Genomic DNA, 20,221 nt, shown 5'->3' with positions numbered 1-20,221 from the left:
AGATATGTTATTTGGTAGATTAACTGAACGTGCGCAGCGTGTTTTAGCACATGCACGAGAAGAAGCTATTCGTTTGAACCACTCAAATATTGGTACTGAACACTTGTTATTAGGTTTAATGAAGGAACCTGAAGGTATTGCTGCCAAAGTATTAGAAAGTTTTAATATTACTGAAGATAAAGTGATTACCGAAGTCGAAAAACTTATTGGCCACGGACAAGAACAAGCTGGGACGTTAAGATATACACCTAGAGCTAAAAAAGTCATTGAATTATCAATGGATGAAGCTAGAAAACTTCATCACAATTTTGTTGGTACAGAACATATTTTATTAGGTTTAATTCGTGAAAATGAAGGTGTAGCGGCACGTGTTTTTGCAAATTTAGATTTAAATATTACGAAGGCACGGGCTCAAGTTGTGAAAGCATTAGGTAGTCCAGAGATGGGTACGAAAAATGCACAAACAAATAAATCTAATAATACACCAACGTTAGATAGCTTAGCGCGTGACTTAACGGTGATTGCTAAAGATGGCACATTAGATCCGGTTATCGGTAGAACAAAAGAGATTACACGTGTGATTGAAGTCTTGAGCCGTCGAACTAAAAATAATCCTGTACTTATTGGTGAACCAGGTGTAGGTAAAACAGCTATTGCTGAAGGTTTAGCACAAGCAATCATAAATAATGAAGTGCCAGAAACGTTAAAAGACAAACGTGTGATGTCATTAGATATGGGTACGGTTGTAGCAGGTACGAAATATCGTGGTGAGTTTGAAGAACGCTTGAAAAAAGTAATGGAAGAGATTCATCAAGCCGGCAACGTGATTCTATTTATTGACGAGTTACACACGCTCGTTGGTGCAGGTGGTGCAGAAGGGGCTATTGACGCTTCAAACATTTTAAAACCAGCACTTGCACGCGGCGAGTTACAATGCATTGGTGCAACTACTTTAGATGAATATCGTAAAAACATTGAAAAAGATGCCGCTTTAGAACGTCGTTTCCAACCGGTACAAGTTGATGAGCCGTCAGTTGAAGATACAATCGAAATTTTAAAAGGATTGCGTGATCGATACGAAGCACATCATCGTATTAACATTTCAGATCAAGCTTTAGATGCGGCCGCAAAATTAAGTGACCGCTATGTTTCAGATCGCTTCTTGCCTGACAAAGCCATTGATTTAATTGATGAAGCAAGTTCTAAAGTAAGATTAAGAAGTCACACAACACCAACAAATTTAAAATCAATTGAACAAGAAATTGAAACTGTAAAAAAAGAAAAAGATGCTGCAGTTCACGCTCAAGAATTTGAAAATGCAGCCAACCTTAGAGACAAACAATCTAAATTAGAAAAGCAATATGAAGATGCCAAAAAAGAATGGCAAAATGCGCAAGGTGGTAGTAACACAGAATTGTCGCAAGAAGATATTGCTGAAGTTATCGCCGGTTGGACCGGAATTCCTTTAACAAAAATTAATGAAACAGAATCAGATCGACTATTAAATCTCGAAGCGACATTACATGGTCGTGTCATAGGTCAAAATGACGCTGTGACATCAATTAGTAAAGCTGTGCGTCGTGCACGTGCCGGCTTGAAGGATCCTAAGCGTCCAATTGGTAGTTTCATCTTCTTAGGACCTACAGGGGTTGGTAAAACAGAATTAGCACGTGCATTAGCTGAAACAATGTTTGGTGAAGAAGATGCGATGATTCGTGTTGATATGAGTGAATTCATGGAAAAACATGCTGTGAGTCGCTTAGTTGGGGCGCCTCCAGGATATGTAGGCCATGATGACGGTGGTCAATTAACTGAAAAAGTAAGACGCAAACCATATTCAGTTATTTTATTTGACGAAATCGAAAAAGCGCATCCAGATGTATTTAATATTTTACTTCAAGTATTAGATGATGGACATTTAACAGATACGAAAGGACGTCGTGTAGATTTCCGCAATACTGTAATTATCATGACATCAAACGTTGGTGCCCAAGAGCTACAAGATCAACGATTTGCTGGATTTGGTGGTGCAAGCGAAGGTCAGGATTATGAGACAATTCGTAAGACAATGATGAAAGAGCTTAAAAATGCTTTCCGTCCAGAGTTCTTAAACCGTGTGGATGATATTATTGTTTTCCATAAATTATCTAAAGACGAATTAAAAGAAATTGTCACAATGATGGTTAATAAATTAACGCAACGTTTGTCAGAACAAGATATTCAAATTGAGGTAACAGACAAAGCGAAAGAAGTTATTGCTGAAGAAGGTTATGATCCGGAATATGGTGCTCGTCCACTCATTCGTGCAATTCAAAAAACAGTTGAAGATAATTTAAGTGAATTAATTTTAGAAGGTAATCAAATCGAAGGTAAAGCAGTGACTATCGATCATGATGGTACGGAGTTTAAATATGATATTCATGATAGAACTGCTAATTCTGAAGAAGAAATGACTCAAGCATAGAAAGACTAGAAATTAATGCGCTCGCTAGATAGATTTAGCGAGCGTTTTTTTCATTTTTAATATAAAATGAATAAATGTACATAAACTATAGGTAAAAAATAATTTTATTGTAGTTATTTGATATATTATTTGTTAAATGATGATTTCCTATCTATTTGAATCTCTAAACATTTGTCATAACCGTGTGCAATGTATAAAATGGATTTAATGAAAATTGTGGAGGTGCGAAAGTGGCCAAGAAGAAAATCATTTTTGAGTGTATGGCATGTGGCTATCAATCTCCTAAATGGATGGGTAAATGTCCTAATTGTGGTGCTTGGAACCAAATGGAAGAGATTATAGAACAGAAGGCTGCACATCCTAAACATGGGGTTAAAGCACAAACGGCTACCGGAAAAGTTCAAAAATTAAACAGTATTCAACATGAATCGACACCACGTGTGCAAACGAAATCTCAAGAGTTTAATCGTGTGTTAGGTGGGGGGATTGTTAGTGGTTCTTTAGTGTTGATTGGTGGAGATCCAGGTATCGGGAAATCAACACTATTACTACAAATCTGTGCCTCGCTTTCGCAACAATTAAACGTGCTGTATATTACAGGTGAGGAATCATTAAATCAAACAAAATTGAGAGCAGAACGCTTAGAGGAAGACTCTAGTCAATTAAATGTGTTAGCTGAGACAGATTTAGAAGTTATTCACCAAACCGTTTCAGAAACTAAGCCAGATATTTTAGTGGTGGACTCTATTCAGACGATTTACCATCCTGAGATTGCATCGGCACCCGGATCTGTTTCTCAAGTGCGTGAGAGTACTCAAAGTTTGATGAATATTGCGAAGCAGATGGATATTGCCACATTTATTGTAGGACATGTGACTAAAGAGGGGCAGATAGCTGGTCCACGATTGTTAGAACACATGGTAGATACAGTGCTTTATTTTGAAGGTGATGAACATCATGCGTATCGTATTTTACGTGCTGTTAAAAACCGTTTTGGTTCAACAAATGAAATGGGTATTTTCGAAATGAAGCAAAGTGGTTTGAAAGGTGTCAAAAACCCGTCCGAAATGTTTTTAGAAGAACGTTCAACAAATGTTCCGGGTTCAACAATTGTGTCGACAATGGAAGGAACACGACCATTACTTATTGAAGTACAAGCTTTAGTGACCCCAACAACGTTTAATAATCCACGACGTATGGCAACAGGTATTGACCATAACCGTCTGAGCCTGCTTATGGCAGTGCTTGAAAAGAAAGAAAATTATTTATTGCAGCAACAAGATGCATATATTAAAGTGGCAGGTGGTGTAAGATTAACAGAACCGGCTGTAGACTTAAGTGTAATTGTAGCAACTGCATCAAGCTTTAAAGATGAAGCGGTTGATGGTTTAGATTGTTATATTGGAGAAGTAGGTTTGACTGGTGAAGTCAGACGTGTGTCACGTATTGAACAACGCGTTCAAGAAGCAGCTAAACTAGGATTTAAACGTGTGATACTCCCTAAAACAAATATCGGCGGATGGACATTTCCTGACAATATACAAGTTATAGGTGTTTCGACAGTACATGAGGCATTGAAATATGCTTTTAAAGCTTAAAATTTTCATACACAGCCAAAGAGGTGAAAGTTGAATGGATATACTTAAATTTATAGTAGTAATCATCTACTTTATTGTTGGTGCTGCTCTAGGAATTCTTATTATTCCAGAAGTCGTCAATGATATAGGGGTTACAAGTTATCCAATTTTAAAAAATCATTATATAGATGGGTTGCTTGGTGCGCTCATATTCTTTATTATTTTTGGTTTTTTCATTAACCAAGTAACACAATTAATCCGCACTATGGAACAGTGGATTATGAAGAGAAGTGCTGTTGAAATACTATTTGCGACAATTGGTCTTATTATAGGATTACTTATTGCAGTTATGGCATCATTTATTTTAGAAATGATTGGCAACTCGATATTTAATCATTTTATACCAATTATTATTACATTAATTTTATGTTATTTAGGATTTCAATTTGGTTTAAAGAAACGAGACGAAATGTTGCTATTTTTACCCGAAAATATGGCGCGTTCAATGTCGCAAAGTCATCGTAGTGCGGTGCCTAAACTGTTAGATACAAGTGCTATTATTGATGGGAGAATACTAGAAGTGATTCGCTGTGGATTTATAGATGGTGAAATTTTAATTCCACAAGGTGTAATTAATGAGTTGCAGATTGTCGCTGATGCCAATGACAGCGTTAAGCGAGAAAAGGGACAACGTGGCTTAGACGTATTAAATCAACTCTATGATTTAGACTATCCAACGCGTGTAATCCATCCGCAAAAGTCACACAGCGATATTGATACCCTATTAGTTAAATTAGCACAGTCGTATCATGCGCATGTCATTACGACGGATTTTAATTTAAATAAAGTTTGTCATGTTCAAGGCATTCAAGCACTCAATGTGAATGACTTATCAGAAGCAATTAAACCCAATGTACATCAAGGTGACTACTTAAACATCTTACTCACAAAGATGGGGAAAGAGCCTGGACAAGGTGTTGGCTATCTTGATGATGGGGCAATGGTCGTCGTAGATAATGCAAAACAGTTGGTTGGTCAGCAAGTAGAATTAGAAGTAATTAGTCTGTTGCAGACGTCATCAGGTCGTATTGTCTTTGCTAAAAAAATTGATGATAACCTGTGATTAACAAACCAATCATTAAACATTAACAGTTTCATGTGAAACGTATACGAGCAAAATTTAGTGTGTACGAATTACATGAAACTTTTTTGTTATAAGGCAAGGATATGACAAAACATGGTACTTATCAAAGTACTGAATAAGTGCTACAATATATGAGAAAATATTGTCTTACCAACTGAACATGGCCCTGAAAGTTATTCACTAAGAATTAATGTAGCGGAAAGTTGATTTTTAAGAATAGCTTTTTCTTATTAACTTAAAAGATATGCGAAGTGTTGCGTAAGTGATGAAAACAAGAAATAAATGACGTAGGAGTGAATATAATGAGTAATCGCGTTAGAGTAAGATACGCACCAAGTCCAACTGGATATTTGCATATTGGCAATGCCAGAACGGCGCTATTTAATTATTTATTTGCGAAACATTATGATGGAGATTTCGTTGTTCGTATAGAAGATACGGACAGTAAACGTAATTTGGAAGACGGAGAAGCTTCACAATTTAATAATTTAAAATGGTTAGGCTTGGATTGGGATGAATCTGTAGATAAAGACAAAGGTTATGGCCCTTATCGTCAATCTGAAAGAGCAGATTTTTATAACCCACTTATTCAACAATTACTAGATGAAGATAAAGCTTATAAATGTTATATGACAGAAGAGGAATTAGAAGCAGAACGTGAAGCGCAAATCGCGCGTGGCGAGATGCCTCGATACGGTGGACAACATGCGCATTTAACAGAAGAACAACGTCAACAATTTGAAGCGGAAGGACGTCAACCAGCTATTCGCTTTCGTGTACCTCAAAATCATACGTATACATTTAATGACATGGTTAAAGGTGAAATTTCATTTGACTCAAATAATATAGGTGATTGGGTTATCGTTAAAAAAGACGGGGTGCCAACATACAATTTTGCAGTAGCTGTTGATGATCACTATATGGAAATATCAGATGTTATTCGCGGAGATGATCATGTTTCAAATACGCCAAAACAATTAATGATTTATGATGCGTTTGGTTGGGAACCGCCGCGTTTCGCACACATGTCATTAATCGTCAATGAAGAGCGCAAGAAACTAAGTAAACGCGATGGTCAAATTTTACAATTTATCGAGCAATATCGTGACTTAGGATATTTACCAGAAGCATTGTTTAACTTTATTACATTGTTAGGTTGGTCTCCTGAAGGTGAAGATGAAATCTTTTCTAAGGAAACGTTTATTAAAATCTTTGATGAAAAGCGTTTATCTAAATCACCAGCAATGTTTGATAGACAAAAATTAGCATGGGTTAACAACCAATATATGAAGACCAAAGATACTGAAACAGTATTTGAACTCGCGTTACCACATTTAATCAAAGCAAATCTAATTCCTGAGCAACCAAGTGAGGAAGATCGCGAATGGGGTCGAAAATTAATTGCCTTGTATCAAAAAGAAATGAGCTATGCAGGAGAAATTGTGCCATTGTCCGAAATGTTCTTTAAAGATATGCCAGAATTAGGTGCAGAAGAACAAGAAGTAATCAATGGTGCGCAAGTTCCTGAATTAATGCAACATTTGTATGGCAAACTCGAAGCGCTAGAACCATTTGAAGCTGCAGAAATCAAAAAAACAATCAAAGAAGTTCAAAAAGAAACAGGTATTAAAGGTAAACAATTATTTATGCCAATACGTGTTGCTGTTACTGGACAAATGCATGGTCCTGAACTGCCAAATACAATTGAAGTGTTAGGTAAAGACAAGGTGTTAAGTCGTCTGAAACAATATGTATCATAGGAAGTCATGTTCGAGTGAGGAACTACTTGAAATTTTGAGCTAAACGACATATGATTAGAGTTGTATCGTCCACAAAGGATTAGTAAATAATGATATTGTGCTATAGAGAATGTACGGTTGGTGAAAGTACATCACAATAGTTATGGAATGCACCTTTGTGTAGACAATTGAATAATATAAACGAGAGTAAAGTGATATACTGATATTGCTTTACTGAATTAAGAGTGGAACCGTGCAAAAGCGCCTCTAACATCATACTTGTTAGAGGCGTTTTTTCATAAGAAACGTTTAAAGAACAAATTGATGTTATTAAATGGGCAAGGAAAGAAATAAGTTATTATGAAATCGGGGAGGAGATTATCTTGCTAAGAAGAATGAGAGACGACGTTAAAATGGTCTTTGAGCAAGATCCAGCAGCAAGAACAACATTTGAAGTAATCACTACGTATGCTGGGCTTCATGCGGTATGGAGTCATTTAATTGCACATAAATTATATAATAAGAAAAGATATGTACTAGCACGTATTATTTCACAAATTTCACGCTTTTTTACTGGTATAGAAATACATCCTGGTGCACAAATTGGCAAGCGCCTATTTATTGACCATGGCATGGGTGTAGTCATTGGTGAAACATGTACGATTGGAGACAACGTCACGATTTATCAAGGCGTTACGTTAGGTGGAACTGGAAAAGAAAAGGGTAAACGCCATCCAGACATTGGAGACAATGTTTTAATTGCAGCTGGATCGAAAATTTTAGGCAATATTCAAATTGAGTCGAACGTCAATATTGGCGCAAACTCTGTAGTATTGCAATCTGTACCTAGTTATACAACTGTAGTGGGTATTCCAGGACATATTGTAAAACAACAGGGTAAACGAATCGGGAAAACATTTGATCACCGTAACTTACCGGATCCATTATATGAGCAAATTAAGCAGCTAGAAAAACAACTAGAAAAAGCCAAGAACGGAGAGATTAAAGATGATTACATTATATAATACATTGACACGTCAAAAGGAAGTATTCAAACCCATAGAACCTGGGAAAGTTAAAATGTATGTCTGTGGGCCGACCGTATATAACTATATTCATATAGGGAATGCACGACCAGCGATTAACTATGATGTAGTACGTCGCTACTTTGAATACCAAGGGTATGACGTAGACTACGTCTCAAATTTTACTGATGTTGATGATAAACTTATTAAACGTTCACAAGAACTGAATGAATCCGTTCCTGAAATTGCTGATCGTTATATTCAAGCATTTTATGAAGATGTTGGTGCTTTAAACGTTAAGAAAGCCACTTCAAATCCACGTGTGATGGACCATATGGAAGATATCATTGAATTCATTAAAAATTTAGTCGACGAAGGTTATGCCTATGAAAGTCATGGAGATGTCTATTTTAGAACACGTAAATTTGATGGCTATGGTAAATTAAGCCATCAGTCTATTGACGACTTAAAAGTAGGCGCTCGCATTGAAGCGGGTGAACAAAAAGAAGATGCTTTAGACTTTACATTATGGAAAAAAGCTAAGCCTGGTGAAATTAGCTGGTCTAGTCCCTTTGGAGAAGGGCGCCCAGGGTGGCATATTGAGTGCTCTGTGATGGCATATCATGAACTTGGTAAGACCATTGATATTCATGCTGGAGGCTCCGATTTACAATTTCCTCATCATGAAAATGAAATTGCGCAATCAGAAGCACATAATCATGCACCATTTGCAAATTATTGGATGCATAACGGTTTTATCAACATAGACAATGAGAAAATGAGTAAGTCATTGGGGAATTTTATATTAGTGCATGATATCATCAAGGAAATTGATCCTGATGTCTTGCGTTTCTTTATGATTAGCGTACACTATCGCAGTCCAATCAACTATAATATGGAACTTGTTAGTGCAGCTAAAAGCGGCCTAGAACGCATTCGCAATAGCTATCAATTAATTGAAGAGCGTGAAACAATAGCTACCAATATTGTTGAACAAACAGACTACATTGAACAAATTGATGAAATATTAAAACAATTTGAGCAAGTGATGAATGATGATTTTAATACAGCTAATGCGGTAACTGCATGGTATGATTTAGCAAAATTAGCCAATAAATATGTATTGGAGAAATCAACTTCAACCGCAGTAATCGAGCGTTTTAAAGAAGTGTATCAAATATTTAGTGATGTACTAGGCGTTCCTTTAAAAGGTCAAGAAGCAGATGTACTATTAGATGAAGAGATAGAGCAAATGATTGCTGAGCGTGATGAAGCACGTAAAAATAAAGATTTTGCGAGAGCAGATGAAATTAGAGATACATTAAAGGCACAACATATTATTTTGGAAGACACGCCTCAAGGTGTGAGATACAAACGTGGCTAATATGGATATAAAATTATTAAATCCACTAACATTAGCTTACATGGGTGATGCGGTTTTAGATCAACATGTTAGAGCATATATTGTGTTGAAATTACGCAGCAAACCTAATCGTCTTCATCAAGCAGCTAAACGCTATGTCTCAGCTAAAAGTCAGGCACAAACACTAGAAAAATTATTAGCACAGCAGTGGTTTACAGAAGAAGAATTAGATATCGTTCGGCGTGGTCGCAATGCCAAAAGCTATACAAAAGCTAAAAATACTGATATTCAAACGTATCGTAAAAGCTCTGCAATAGAAGCAGTGATTGGCTTCTTATACTTAGAGCAACGAGAGCAGCGTCTTAATTCACTATTAACAGAAATCATTCACATTGTTGACGAAAGAGAGGGAAGATAGCATTGGAAGATCATATAATAGTAGGTCGTCATGCCGTAAAGGAAGCCATTGTCACTGGTCATACAATAAATAAAATACTGATTCAAGAAGGTATTAAAAAACAACAAATCAAAGAAATTTTAACAAACGCAAAAACTCAAAAATTAGTCGTGCAAACAGTGCCAAAATCTAAATTAGATCATATGTCAGATGCGCCTCACCAAGGTGTTGCAGCCTTGATTGCACCATATGAATACGCCGATTTTAACCATTTTATTAAAATGCAACAACAAAAGGAAAGCCTATCTACGGTCATTATTTTAGATGGATTAGAAGATCCACATAACTTAGGTTCTATTTTGCGGACAGCAGATGCAACAGGTGTGGATGGTATTATTATTCCTAAACGTCGTTCAGTAGCGTTAACACAAATTGTAGCTAAAGCATCTACAGGAGCGATTCAGCATATACCTGTAATGCGTGTAACTAATTTATCTCAGACAATTGACGATTTGAAAGCGCATGGTTTTTGGATTGTAGGAACAGAAGCAGATAATGCCACAGACTATAGAGACATGGCAGCTGATATGTCATTAACAATTGTCATTGGTAGTGAAGGCCAAGGGATGAGCCGTCTAGTTAAAGATAAATGTGATTTTTATATTAAAATTCCAATGGTCGGTCACGTGAATAGTTTAAATGCATCCGTGGCAGCTGGTTTGATGATGTATGAAGTATATCGTAAACGTCATTCATATGGAGACAAATAATGAAGCAAAAATATTTAGTTATAGACGGTTATAATATGATTGGCCAATCGCCAGAGTTGATGACCATTGCTAAAGAAAGCCTTGAAGAAGCACGCGAACAATTGTTGGATGCCATAGCGAATTATAGCGCTGTGATAGCTGATGAAGTGGTATGTGTCTTCGATGCATATGAACAATCAGGTATTGAACGTGAATATATGTATCATGGTGTAAAGATTATTTATACAAAAGAAAAAGAAACCGCAGATAGCTATATCGAACGTTATGTCTATGACTTATATAATAAACATACAACGCATATTACGGTTGTGACGAGTGATATGAGCGAACAGCATGCAATTTTTGGAACAGGTGCTTATCGTGTATCATCTCGAGAAATGTGGCGCGAATTAAAAGAAATGGAAATAACAGTAACAAAGTCGTTAGATGACTTTAGTCAATCAAAACCTAGAACTCGAATACCGTTATCTGATGATATACTTACTGAATTTGAAAAAATACGTCGAGGTCATCATCACAAACACTAGTATTGTGATATTGCCGAAATCCTATATCAGGGTATAAAATTTAGCACATAACTCTTATTGGAAAGTAGGCGACAAACATAACTGGTAGACATCTTGAAAGCGCGTTTAAAATGTACCGAGAGTGTGACAATAAAGATGATGCTTTTGCAGAACTTGTGAATTTGTGGAAACCCATTATTATTAATAAGCTTAAAAAGGTAGATTATTACCTAAATGATATCGACGATTTATATCAAGAGGTCTTAATTAAACTTTACTTGGTCATTGATCGCTATGACACACAACAAGATAAACCATTTGAGTATTATGTGAATTGTGTTATTAGGTCAGTTAAATATGATTATTTACGTAAACAATATGCCTATCATAAACGAATACAAAGCATGATTAAAGAGAGTCATGTAAACGTATATTACAATCAACATGTGAATCCTGTTGAAATAAAAATGTTACAACGCGCAGATTTAATGAATATATTTGAACACACGAAGTATTTTACTAAGGTAGAAAAAAGGGTGTTTTACGCGCTGATTGCAGGATATAAACCATTAGAAATTGCACGAATACTTAAGTTACAACGCAAAGCGGTTTACAATAGTATACAACGTTGTAAAATGAAATTATATAAAGTGATATTAAAGACTACGGAATGAGTTTTATTGATCATATTGTTTCATAGCTTCGTTTGACATTTAAGCCTAAATATAGGTATAGTATATTGGTATTAAAATGTGTAAGGGTGAATAAATGTGAAAAAAGTCCCTTTAAATTGCGATGTTTGTGGCAATAGAAATTATCATGTTCCAAAGAAAGATGGCTCAGCATCAAGGTTAACACTTAAAAAATATTGTCCAAGATGTAACTCACATACAGTACATAAAGAATCGAAATAATACTATTAGTGCTATGAAAAGTGGTTATTCGATGTTGCAACATGAGACAACGTATAGGCTAGTTAATGAGTGAGAGTATGGAGGTTGTTTTTGATGGCTAAAGACAAAAACAAAGAAAAAGATAACTTTTTCAAAGGCGTTAAGTCTGAAATGGAGAAAACAAGTTGGCCAACGAAAGAAGAATTATTCAAATACACTGTTATTGTAGTATCTACAGTGCTATTCTTTATGGCTTTTTTCTATGTTTTAGATATCGGTATCGGAAATCTTATTGAATTATTTAGATAAAAGTAAGGAGTGACAACATGTCTGAAGTAGTTGGTGCTAAACACTGGTATGCAGTGCACACATATTCTGGATATGAGAATAAAGTTAAAAAGAATTTAGAAAAAAGAGTCGAATCAATGAATATGACAGAACAGATTTTTAGAGTTGTCATACCCGAAGAGGAAGAGACTCAAGTCAAAGATGGCAAAGCTAAAAAAGTAGTTAAAAAGACATTTCCAGGATACGTTTTAGTGGAACTCATCATGACAGACGAATCATGGTATGTCGTGCGAAATACTCCTGGCGTTACTGGATTCGTTGGTTCTGCAGGCGCAGGATCTAAGCCGAATCCATTACTACCTGACGAAGTTCGTTTTATATTAAAACAAATGGGTCTTAAAGAAAAAACAATAGATATAGAATTAGAGATTGGCGAGCAAGTGCGTATCAAATCAGGTCCGTTTTCTAATCAAGTTGGAGAAGTTCAAGAGATTGAAGCAGATAAATTTAAATTAACTGTGTTAGTAGATATGTTTGGCAGAGAAACACCAGTAGAAGTTGAATTTGATCAAGTAGAAAAGCTTTAAAGTAAAGCCTCGACACTGGAACTGTGTTAATAAATGTTGAACGCTTTAAATGTTGAAATATTACTATTGATTTTTGTAACGAAAAGGTGTTAAAATAATGTGGTCGCGTTTTTAAGACGCTCATTTCGTCACGAAATGTTTGAGTGGGAGGGCAAAACTGAGCCCTGTGACCACATCACGATATCAAGGAGGTGCACATCGTGGCTAAAAAAGTAGAAAAAGTAGTTAAATTACAAATTCCTGCAGGGAAAGCAAATCCAGCACCACCAGTTGGACCAGCATTAGGTCAAGCAGGTGTGAACATCATGGGATTCTGTAAAGAATTCAACGCACGTACGCAAGAACAAGCAGGTTTAATCATTCCGGTAGAAATCAGTGTATATGAAGATCGTTCATTTACATTTATTACAAAAACTCCACCGGCTCCAGTACTACTTAAAAAAGCAGCTGGCGTAGAAAAAGGTTCAGGTGAACCTAACAAAACTAAAGTTGCTACAGTTACTAAAGAACAAGTACGTGAAATTGCTAATTCTAAAATGCAAGATTTAAACGCTGCAGACGAAGAAGCAGCTATGCGTATTATTGAAGGTACTGCTCGTAGCATGGGTATTACTGTAGAATAATTAAGAATTTAAACTTGAAATGAATTGATAGACGATAACAGCAGATAACGAAATGGCAACCAACGCTATTGTCTTCGATGGATTTAAGTGAAATTGGGTGAACATCTTCTCCCAAAATTAACATAGATATCATCAGTTATCTGCTCTTAACTTGTGTGATACGCAAGTGAAATGTGGGAGGAAATTCCGCTAAAACCACTAAAGGAGGAAGAATAATGGCTAAAAAAGGTAAAAAGTATCAAGAAGCAGCTAGCAAAATTGATCGTACGCAACACTACAGTGTTGAAGAAGCAATTAGCTTAGCTAAAGAAACTAGCGTAGCGAACTTTGATGCATCAGTTGAAGTTGCATTCCGTTTAGGTATTGATACACGTAAAAATGATCAACAAATCCGTGGTGCAGTTGTACTACCAAACGGAACTGGTAAATCACAACGTGTATTAGTATTTGCGAAAGGTGATAAAATCACTGAAGCAGAAGAAGCAGGCGCAGATTATGTAGGTGAAGCAGAATATGCTCAAAAAATCCAACAAGGTTGGTTTGATTTCGATGTAGTTGTTGCTACACCTGACATGATGGGTGAAGTTGGTAAATTAGGTAGAGTATTAGGACCAAAAGGTTTAATGCCTAACCCTAAAACTGGCACTGTTACGATGGACGTTAAAAAAGCTGTTGAAGAAATCAAAGCAGGTAAAGTTGAATACCGTGCTGAAAAAGCAGGTATTGTTCACGCTACTATCGGTAAAGTTTCATTTGATACTGATAAATTAATTGAAAACTTTAACGCATTACAAGACGTTTTAGCAAAAGCAAAACCAGCTTCAGCTAAAGGTACTTACTTCAAATCCGTTGCTGTTACTACAACAATGGGTCCTGGCGTTAAAGTTGATACTTCATCATTTAAATTATAATTATATAATGACTTCAAAGACTGGCAACTTTTGCTAGTCTTTTTTAAAAAAACGATTGACATATTACAATAACAACGTTATATTAATTATTGTGATTATTTTACCTAAGACAGTAGGAGTTAATTATAACTTAAAAATCAATCCTACCGAGGCTAAAATTGACTTGAACGTGATGATTAATTGATCTTTCAAGCACTTTTTGCCGTGGGTAGAAAGTGCTTTTTTTATTGCTATTAAAAAAAGCACCGAACAAATTTAAATGGAGGTGTCTGAATGTCTGCTATCATTGAAGCAAAAAAACAACTTGTTGACGTTATTGCTGATCAACTTAAAAATTCAGTATCAACTGTCGTTGTCGATTACCGTGGTTTAACAGTTGCAGAAGTAACAGAATTGCGTTCACAATTACGTGAAGCTGGTGTTGAGTATAAAGTATACAAAAACACAATGGTTCGTCGTGCAGCTGAACAAGCAGGTATCGAAGGCTTAAACGATTTCTTAACAGGTCCTACAGCAATTGCAACTTCAACTGAAGATGTTGTAGCACCAGCGAAAGTTATCGCAGGTTTTGCAAAAGAACACGAAGCTTTAGAAATCAAAACAGGTGTCATGGACGGTAGTATTATATCAGCAGAAGAAGTTAAAACTGTTGGTTCATTACCTTCACACGACGGTCTTGTATCTATGCTTTTATCAGTATTACAAGCTCCAGTCCGCAACTTCGCTTATGCAGTTAAAGCTGTTGGAGAACAAAAAGAAGAAAGCACTGAGTAATTGCGCATAAATTTTAAAATAACGGAGGAATTATAAAATGGCTAATCAAGAACAAATCATTGAAGCAATTAAAGAAATGTCAGTTTTAGAATTAAACGATTTAGTAAAAGCAATTGAAGAAGAATTTGGTGTAACTGCAGCAGCTCCAGTAGCAGCAGCAGGTGCAGCTGGTGGCGGAGACGCAGCAGCAGAAAAAACTGAATTTGATGTTGAATTAACTTCAGCTGGTTCATCTAAAATCAAAGTTGTTAAAGCAGTTAAAGAAGCAACTGGCTTAGGATTAAAAGATGCTAAAGAATTAGTAGATGGCGCTCCTAAAGTAATTAAAGAAGGCCTTGCTAAAGACGAAGCTGAAAAACTTAAAGAACAATTAGAAGAAGTAGGCGCGACTGTAGAATTAAAATAGTTCTCTCGTCTAAACTTAATATAGGTTAAGATAAATGAGATACATCGTTTGAATGTAGGAAGACTTAACCTAAATGCTTTGAGAAATGAAAACCCCGTTATCACGATAACGGGGTTTAGTTCATTTTCAGAATACAGTGGTACTTAATTAACGCATCCAAGTAGTTCAAGAAAAATGAAAAAATACACGAATAATATGTACTTTTTATGCTCATGGAGTAAGAATACACGGTGATAATTCTTTAATACAAATCTATAAAGGAAAGAGGTGGGCTTATGAGTCATTATTATGATGAGCGCCCAGACGTTAAAAGTAATCAACAAACCATTGTTTACTCATATCAGCACGATAAATTACAGCTAGTGACAGATGCAGGTGTCTTTTCTAAAGATAAGGTAGATTTCGGCTCTGACTTGCTAATTCAAACGTTTTTGAATGAACATCCGCCTGGTCCGAGTAAGTCGATTGTTGATGTTGGATGTGGATATGGTCCTATTGGCTTAACCATAGCAAAGGTCTGTCCGCACCATAAAGTGACAATGCTTGACGTTAACCAACGCGCATTAGCACTAGCTGAAAAAAATAGTAAGCATAATCAAATTGATAATGTCATTATTAAAGAAAGCGATGGTCTTTCTGCAGTAAAGCATAACGCTTGTGATTATATTTTAACTAATCCGCCAATTAGAGCTGGTAAAGAAGTTGTTCATCGAATTTTTGCTGAAGCATATGACAGGTTAAGGACACAGGGTGAGCTGTTCGTTGTCATACAAAAGAAACAAGGTATGCCATCCGCTAAAAAGAAATTGGCTGAACTATTTGATAATGTAGAAGTCGTCACAAAGAATAAAGGATATTATATATTAAGAAGTTCAAAAGGTTGATTTAATATTCGTATTCTGATATAGTTATAAAATGTAAAAATTTATGTTCAATAAGTGTGTACTTTTACCTAATAAGAGTAAGTGGAACAGGAATAACATGAAACGGAAATGGTGTCATCTTTAGTGTTGCCGTTTTCTTTTTGTCTTGTTAGCACACTTTTAAATGGACGGTAGCACACAATATTTGAGGGGTGAATCTGTTTGGCAGGTCAAGTTGTCCAATATGGAAGACATCGTAAACGTAGAAACTACGCGAGAATTTCAGAAGTATTAGAATTACCAAACTTAATAGAAATTCAAACTAAATCTTATGATTGGTTCCTAAAAGAAGGTTTACTAGAAATGTTCCGTGATATCTCACCAATTGAAGATTTCACAGGTAACCTATCATTAGAGTTTGTAGATTACAGATTAGGTGAACCAAAGTATGATTTAGAAGAATCGAAAAATCGTGACGCTACTTATGCTGCACCTCTTCGTGTTAAAGTGCGTCTCGTTATAAAAGAAACAGGTGAAGTTAAAGAGCAAGAAGTATTTATGGGAGACTTCCCATTAATGACAGATACAGGTACGTTTGTTATTAATGGTGCAGAGCGTGTTATTGTATCACAATTAGTACGTTCACCATCCGTTTACTTTAATGAAAAAATTGACAAAAACGGACGAGAAAATTATGATGCTACAATCATTCCTAACCGTGGTGCCTGGTTAGAATACGAAACAGATGCTAAAGATGTTGTCTATGTTCGTATTGATAGAACTCGTAAATTGCCATTAACTGTCTTATTACGCGCATTAGGCTTTTCAACTGATCAAGAAATTGTTGAGTTGTTAGGCGATAACGAATACTTGCGTAATACGTTAGAAAAAGACGGAACAGAAAACACTGAACAAGCGTTATTAGAAATTTATGAACGTTTACGTCCTGGTGAACCACCAACAGTTGAAAATGCAAAAAGTTTATTATATTCTCGCTTCTTCGATCCGAAACGCTATGATTTAGCAAGCGTTGGACGTTATAAAGCGAACAAAAAATTGCATCTAAAACACCGTTTATTTAATCAAAAATTAGCAGAGCCTATCGTAAACAGCGAAACAGGTGAAATTGTTGCTGAAGAAGGTACTGTATTAGATCGTCGCAAATTAGACGAAATTATGGACGTTCTTGAAACAAATGCGAATAGTGAAGTATTCGAATTAGAAGGAACAGTAATAGACGAACCGGTTGAAATTCAATCAATCAAAGTCTATGTACCAAATGATGAAGAAGGTCGTACAACAACGATAATTGGTAATGCTTTACCAGATTCAGAAGTGAAATGTATCACACCTGCAGATATTATTTCTTCTATGAGTTACTTCTTCAACTTATTAGCTGGCATTGGTTACACGGATGATATCGATCATTTAGGTAACCGTCGTTTACGTTCAGTTGGTGAGTTATTGCAAAACCAATTCCGTATTGGTTTATCAAGAATGGAACGTGTTGTGCGTGAAAGAATGTCAATTCAAGATACAGAATCTATCACACCACAACAATTAATTAATATTAGACCAGTTATTGCATCAATTAAAGAATTCTTTGGTAGTTCTCAATTATCACAATTCATGGACCAAGCTAACCCATTAGCAGAATTAACACACAAACGTCGTTTATCTGCGTTAGGACCTGGTGGTTTAACACGTGAACGTGCACAAATGGAAGTTCGTGACGTGCATTATTCTCACTATGGCCGTATGTGTCCGATTGAAACACCAGAGGGTCCAAACATTGGTTTGATTAACTCATTATCTAGTTATGCGCGTGTCAACGAGTTTGGCTTTATTGAAACGCCTTATCGTAAAGTAGATATTGATACAAATGCAATCACAGACCAAATTGACTACTTAACTGCTGATGAAGAAGACAGTTATGTCGTCGCACAAGCGAACTCTCGCCTTGATGAAAATGGTCGTTTCTTAGATGATGAAGTAGTATGCCGTTTCCGCGGTAATAATGCTGTTATGGCTAAAGAAAAAATGGACTACATGGATGTATCACCTAAACAAGTTGTTTCAGCTGCGACAGCATGTATTCCATTCTTAGAGAACGATGACTCTAACCGTGCATTGATGGGTGCAAACATGCAACGTCAAGCAGTTCCGTTGATGAACCCTGAAGCGCCGTTCGTAGGAACAGGTATGGAGCATGTTGCTGCTCGTGACTCTGGTGCTGCGATTACTGCAAAATACAGAGGTCGTGTAGAACACGTTGAATCTAATGAAATCCTAGTGCGTCGATTAATTGAAGAAAATGGAAAAGAATATGAAGGCGAACTTGATCGCTATCCATTAGCGAAGTTTAAACGCTCTAACTCTGGTACATGTTATAACCAACGTCCAATTGTTTCTATTGGCGACGTTGTAGAATACAATGAAATTCTAGCTGACGGTCCATCAATGGAGCTTGGTGAAATGGCATTAGGCCGCAACGTTGTAGTTGGTTTCATGACTTGGGACGGCTATAACTATGAAGATGCTGTCATCATGAGTGAACGTTTAGTCAAAGATGACGTTTACACATCTATTCATATTGAAGAATATGAATCAGAAGCACGTGATACGAAATTAGGGCCTGAGGAAATCACACGTGATATTCCTAACGTCTCTGAAAGTGCACTTAAAAACTTAGACGATCGCGGTATTGTTTATGTAGGTGCAGAAGTTAAAGATGGCGATATTTTAGTAGGTAAAGTAACGCCTAAAGGTGTCACAGAGCTAACAGCTGAAGAACGTCTATTACATGCAATCTTTGGTGAAAAAGCACGTGAAGTGCGTGACACTTCATTGCGTGTACCACATGGTGCTGGCGGTATTGTGCTAGATGTTAAAGTCTTCAACCGTGAAGAAGGAGATGACACACTTTCTCCAGGTGTTAACCAATTAGTACGCGTATATATTGTGCAGAAACGTAAAATACACGTTGGGGACAAAATGTGTGGTCGTCATGGTAACAAAGGTGTCATTTCTAAGATTGTTCCAGAAGAGGACATGCCTTATTTACCAGATGGACGTCCAATTGATATTATGTTAAACCCACTTGGTGTGCCATCACGTATGAACATTGGACAAGTTCTAGAGTTGCATTTGGGTATGGCTGCTAAAAACTTAGGTATTCATGTTGCGTCACCAGTATTTGATGGTGCTAACGATGAAGATGTATGGTCAACAATTGAAGAAGCTGGTATGGCACGTGACGGTAAAACCGTATTATATGATGGCCGTACAGGTGAGCCATTCGACAACCGTATCTCAGTTGGAGTTATGTACATGCTTAAACTTGCACATATGGTTGATGACAAATTACATGCTCGTTCAACAGGTCCATACTCATTAGTTACACAACAACCACTTGGTGGTAAAGCACAATTTGGTGGACAACGTTTTGGTGAGATGGAAGTATGGGCACTTGAAGCTTATGGTGCTGCCTATACATTGCAAGAAATCCTTACTTATAAATCTGATGATACGGTAGGCCGCGTTAAAACATACGAAGCTATCGTTAAAGGTGAAAACATTTCTAGACCAAGTGTTCCTGAATCATTCCGTGTATTGATGAAAGAACTTCAAAGTTTAGGTTTAGATGTGAAAGTGATGGATGAGCACGATAACGAAATCGAAATGGCAGATGTTGAAGATGAAGATACAACAGAGCGCAAAGTAGATTTGCAACAAAAAGATGCGCCACAATCTCAACAAGAAGAAACTGCTGATTAGTCAATATATTAGATATAAGGAATGGTGTTAGGAACAAGTGCTACGGATGTTTAAACATAATGTGTTTTGAGTTGCATCCATCCTAACCTTTCCTTAATTTCAATAGATGTAAAT

General features: G+C 36.4%; 19 protein-coding genes and 1 other annotated feature. All 19 genes read left to right on the top strand.

Annotated features, from left to right (window positions below):
* The first annotated feature begins 4 nt into the window (after positions 1–4).
* The 19 genes from HMPREF2864_RS08975 (at position 5) to rpoB (ending at position 20,107) form a co-directional block, all read left to right on the top strand.
* Complete coding sequence (locus HMPREF2864_RS08975) at positions 5–2,464, top strand: ATP-dependent Clp protease ATP-binding subunit (protein ID WP_070572187.1); 2,460 nt, start codon at positions 5–7, stop codon at positions 2,462–2,464.
* A 230-nt stretch (positions 2,465–2,694) separates the two neighbouring features.
* Complete coding sequence (radA, locus tag HMPREF2864_RS08970) at positions 2,695–4,062, top strand: DNA repair protein RadA (protein ID WP_002459953.1); 1,368 nt, start codon at positions 2,695–2,697, stop codon at positions 4,060–4,062.
* A gap of 34 nt (positions 4,063–4,096) precedes the next feature.
* Positions 4,097–5,164 carry a PIN/TRAM domain-containing protein gene (locus HMPREF2864_RS08965; RefSeq protein WP_070572185.1) on the top strand — a complete coding sequence of 356 codons (1,068 nt, stop codon included), beginning with the start codon at positions 4,097–4,099 and terminating at the stop codon, positions 5,162–5,164.
* Between the two features lie 323 nt (positions 5,165–5,487).
* Positions 5,488–6,945 (top strand): glutamate--tRNA ligase, encoded by a 1,458-nt coding sequence (gene gltX, locus HMPREF2864_RS08960; RefSeq protein ID WP_002459951.1) that lies wholly within the window; start codon positions 5,488–5,490, stop codon positions 6,943–6,945.
* A gap of 356 nt (positions 6,946–7,301) precedes the next feature.
* The gene (gene cysE / locus HMPREF2864_RS08955; RefSeq protein ID WP_172412359.1) at positions 7,302–7,949 is read left to right on the top strand and encodes a serine O-acetyltransferase; all 648 of its coding nucleotides are present in this window, start codon (positions 7,302–7,304) and stop codon (positions 7,947–7,949) included.
* A complete protein-coding gene (gene cysS, locus HMPREF2864_RS08950; RefSeq protein ID WP_002459949.1) occupies positions 7,933–9,333 on the top strand; it encodes a cysteine--tRNA ligase in 1,401 nt (466 codons plus the stop codon). Before cysE ends, cysS begins: the two co-directional genes overlap by 17 nt.
* Before the next feature lies 1 nt (position 9,334).
* On the top strand, positions 9,335–9,730 hold the full coding sequence (locus HMPREF2864_RS08945; protein WP_037540504.1) for a Mini-ribonuclease 3: 396 nt from the start codon (positions 9,335–9,337) through the stop codon (positions 9,728–9,730).
* Between the two features lie 2 nt (positions 9,731–9,732).
* Positions 9,733–10,479 carry a 23S rRNA (guanosine(2251)-2'-O)-methyltransferase RlmB gene (rlmB, locus tag HMPREF2864_RS08940; RefSeq protein ID WP_070572183.1) on the top strand — a complete coding sequence of 249 codons (747 nt, stop codon included), beginning with the start codon at positions 9,733–9,735 and terminating at the stop codon, positions 10,477–10,479.
* Positions 10,479–11,006 (top strand): NYN domain-containing protein, encoded by a 528-nt coding sequence (locus HMPREF2864_RS08935; protein WP_002459946.1) that lies wholly within the window; start codon positions 10,479–10,481, stop codon positions 11,004–11,006. The genes rlmB and HMPREF2864_RS08935 overlap by 1 nt, the downstream gene beginning before the upstream one ends.
* Before the next feature lie 110 nt (positions 11,007–11,116).
* Positions 11,117–11,659 (top strand): sigma-70 family RNA polymerase sigma factor, encoded by a 543-nt coding sequence (locus HMPREF2864_RS08930; protein WP_002479466.1) that lies wholly within the window; start codon positions 11,117–11,119, stop codon positions 11,657–11,659.
* Between the two features lie 96 nt (positions 11,660–11,755).
* Positions 11,756–11,899, top strand: coding sequence for a 50S ribosomal protein L33 (gene rpmG, locus HMPREF2864_RS11930; RefSeq protein ID WP_002459944.1), 144 nt, complete (start codon positions 11,756–11,758; stop codon positions 11,897–11,899).
* Between the two features lie 93 nt (positions 11,900–11,992).
* Complete coding sequence (gene secE, locus HMPREF2864_RS08925) at positions 11,993–12,187, top strand: preprotein translocase subunit SecE (RefSeq protein WP_002459943.1); 195 nt, start codon at positions 11,993–11,995, stop codon at positions 12,185–12,187.
* 17 nt (positions 12,188–12,204) lie between these two features.
* On the top strand, positions 12,205–12,753 hold the full coding sequence (gene nusG / locus HMPREF2864_RS08920) for a transcription termination/antitermination protein NusG (RefSeq protein ID WP_002459942.1): 549 nt from the start codon (positions 12,205–12,207) through the stop codon (positions 12,751–12,753).
* A 200-nt stretch (positions 12,754–12,953) separates the two neighbouring features.
* Positions 12,954–13,376, top strand: coding sequence for a 50S ribosomal protein L11 (gene rplK, locus HMPREF2864_RS08915; RefSeq protein WP_002459941.1), 423 nt, complete (start codon positions 12,954–12,956; stop codon positions 13,374–13,376).
* Positions 13,377–13,591: 215 nt separating this feature from the next.
* Complete coding sequence (gene rplA / locus HMPREF2864_RS08910; RefSeq protein ID WP_002479465.1) at positions 13,592–14,287, top strand: 50S ribosomal protein L1; 696 nt, start codon at positions 13,592–13,594, stop codon at positions 14,285–14,287.
* 85 nt (positions 14,288–14,372) lie between these two features.
* Positions 14,373–14,521: a sequence feature (ribosomal protein L10 leader region), on the top strand.
* Between the two features lie 39 nt (positions 14,522–14,560).
* Complete coding sequence (gene rplJ / locus HMPREF2864_RS08905; protein ID WP_070545721.1) at positions 14,561–15,061, top strand: 50S ribosomal protein L10; 501 nt, start codon at positions 14,561–14,563, stop codon at positions 15,059–15,061.
* 37 nt (positions 15,062–15,098) lie between these two features.
* Positions 15,099–15,467, top strand: coding sequence for a 50S ribosomal protein L7/L12 (gene rplL, locus HMPREF2864_RS08900; protein WP_002459938.1), 369 nt, complete (start codon positions 15,099–15,101; stop codon positions 15,465–15,467).
* Positions 15,468–15,742: 275 nt separating this feature from the next.
* The gene (locus HMPREF2864_RS08895; RefSeq protein WP_070545723.1) at positions 15,743–16,351 is read left to right on the top strand and encodes a class I SAM-dependent methyltransferase; all 609 of its coding nucleotides are present in this window, start codon (positions 15,743–15,745) and stop codon (positions 16,349–16,351) included.
* A 201-nt stretch (positions 16,352–16,552) separates the two neighbouring features.
* Positions 16,553–20,107, top strand: coding sequence for a DNA-directed RNA polymerase subunit beta (rpoB, locus tag HMPREF2864_RS08890; protein ID WP_070572181.1), 3,555 nt, complete (start codon positions 16,553–16,555; stop codon positions 20,105–20,107).
* Positions 20,108–20,221 lie beyond the last annotated feature (114 nt).

Source organism: Staphylococcus sp. HMSC059F04 (assembly GCF_001812565.1).
Lineage (GTDB): Bacteria > Bacillota > Bacilli > Staphylococcales > Staphylococcaceae > Staphylococcus > Staphylococcus lugdunensis.
Note: the sequence above shows the minus strand (reverse complement) of the source record. Positions and strands in the feature narration are given on the sequence as shown.

What these genes read in the sequence shown, in the direction of transcription:
- rplA (WP_002479465.1), top strand. Translation starts at nt 13,592, where the DNA reads ATGGCTAAAAAAGGTAAAAAGTATCAAGAAGCAGCTAGCAAAATTGAT.
- HMPREF2864_RS08975 (WP_070572187.1), top strand. Translation starts at nt 5, where the DNA reads ATGTTATTTGGTAGATTAACTGAACGTGCGCAGCGTGTTTTAGCACAT.
- rplJ (WP_070545721.1), top strand. Translation starts at nt 14,561, where the DNA reads ATGTCTGCTATCATTGAAGCAAAAAAACAACTTGTTGACGTTATTGCT.
- cysS (WP_002459949.1), top strand. Translation starts at nt 7,933, where the DNA reads ATGATTACATTATATAATACATTGACACGTCAAAAGGAAGTATTCAAA.
- HMPREF2864_RS08935 (WP_002459946.1), top strand. Translation starts at nt 10,479, where the DNA reads ATGAAGCAAAAATATTTAGTTATAGACGGTTATAATATGATTGGCCAA.
- HMPREF2864_RS08930 (WP_002479466.1), top strand. Translation starts at nt 11,117, where the DNA reads ATGTACCGAGAGTGTGACAATAAAGATGATGCTTTTGCAGAACTTGTG.
- rplL (WP_002459938.1), top strand. Translation starts at nt 15,099, where the DNA reads ATGGCTAATCAAGAACAAATCATTGAAGCAATTAAAGAAATGTCAGTT.
- gltX (WP_002459951.1), top strand. Translation starts at nt 5,488, where the DNA reads ATGAGTAATCGCGTTAGAGTAAGATACGCACCAAGTCCAACTGGATAT.
- HMPREF2864_RS08895 (WP_070545723.1), top strand. Translation starts at nt 15,743, where the DNA reads ATGAGTCATTATTATGATGAGCGCCCAGACGTTAAAAGTAATCAACAA.
- HMPREF2864_RS08965 (WP_070572185.1), top strand. Translation starts at nt 4,097, where the DNA reads ATGGATATACTTAAATTTATAGTAGTAATCATCTACTTTATTGTTGGT.
- nusG (WP_002459942.1), top strand. Translation starts at nt 12,205, where the DNA reads ATGTCTGAAGTAGTTGGTGCTAAACACTGGTATGCAGTGCACACATAT.
- secE (WP_002459943.1), top strand. Translation starts at nt 11,993, where the DNA reads ATGGCTAAAGACAAAAACAAAGAAAAAGATAACTTTTTCAAAGGCGTT.
- HMPREF2864_RS08945 (WP_037540504.1), top strand. Translation starts at nt 9,335, where the DNA reads ATGGATATAAAATTATTAAATCCACTAACATTAGCTTACATGGGTGAT.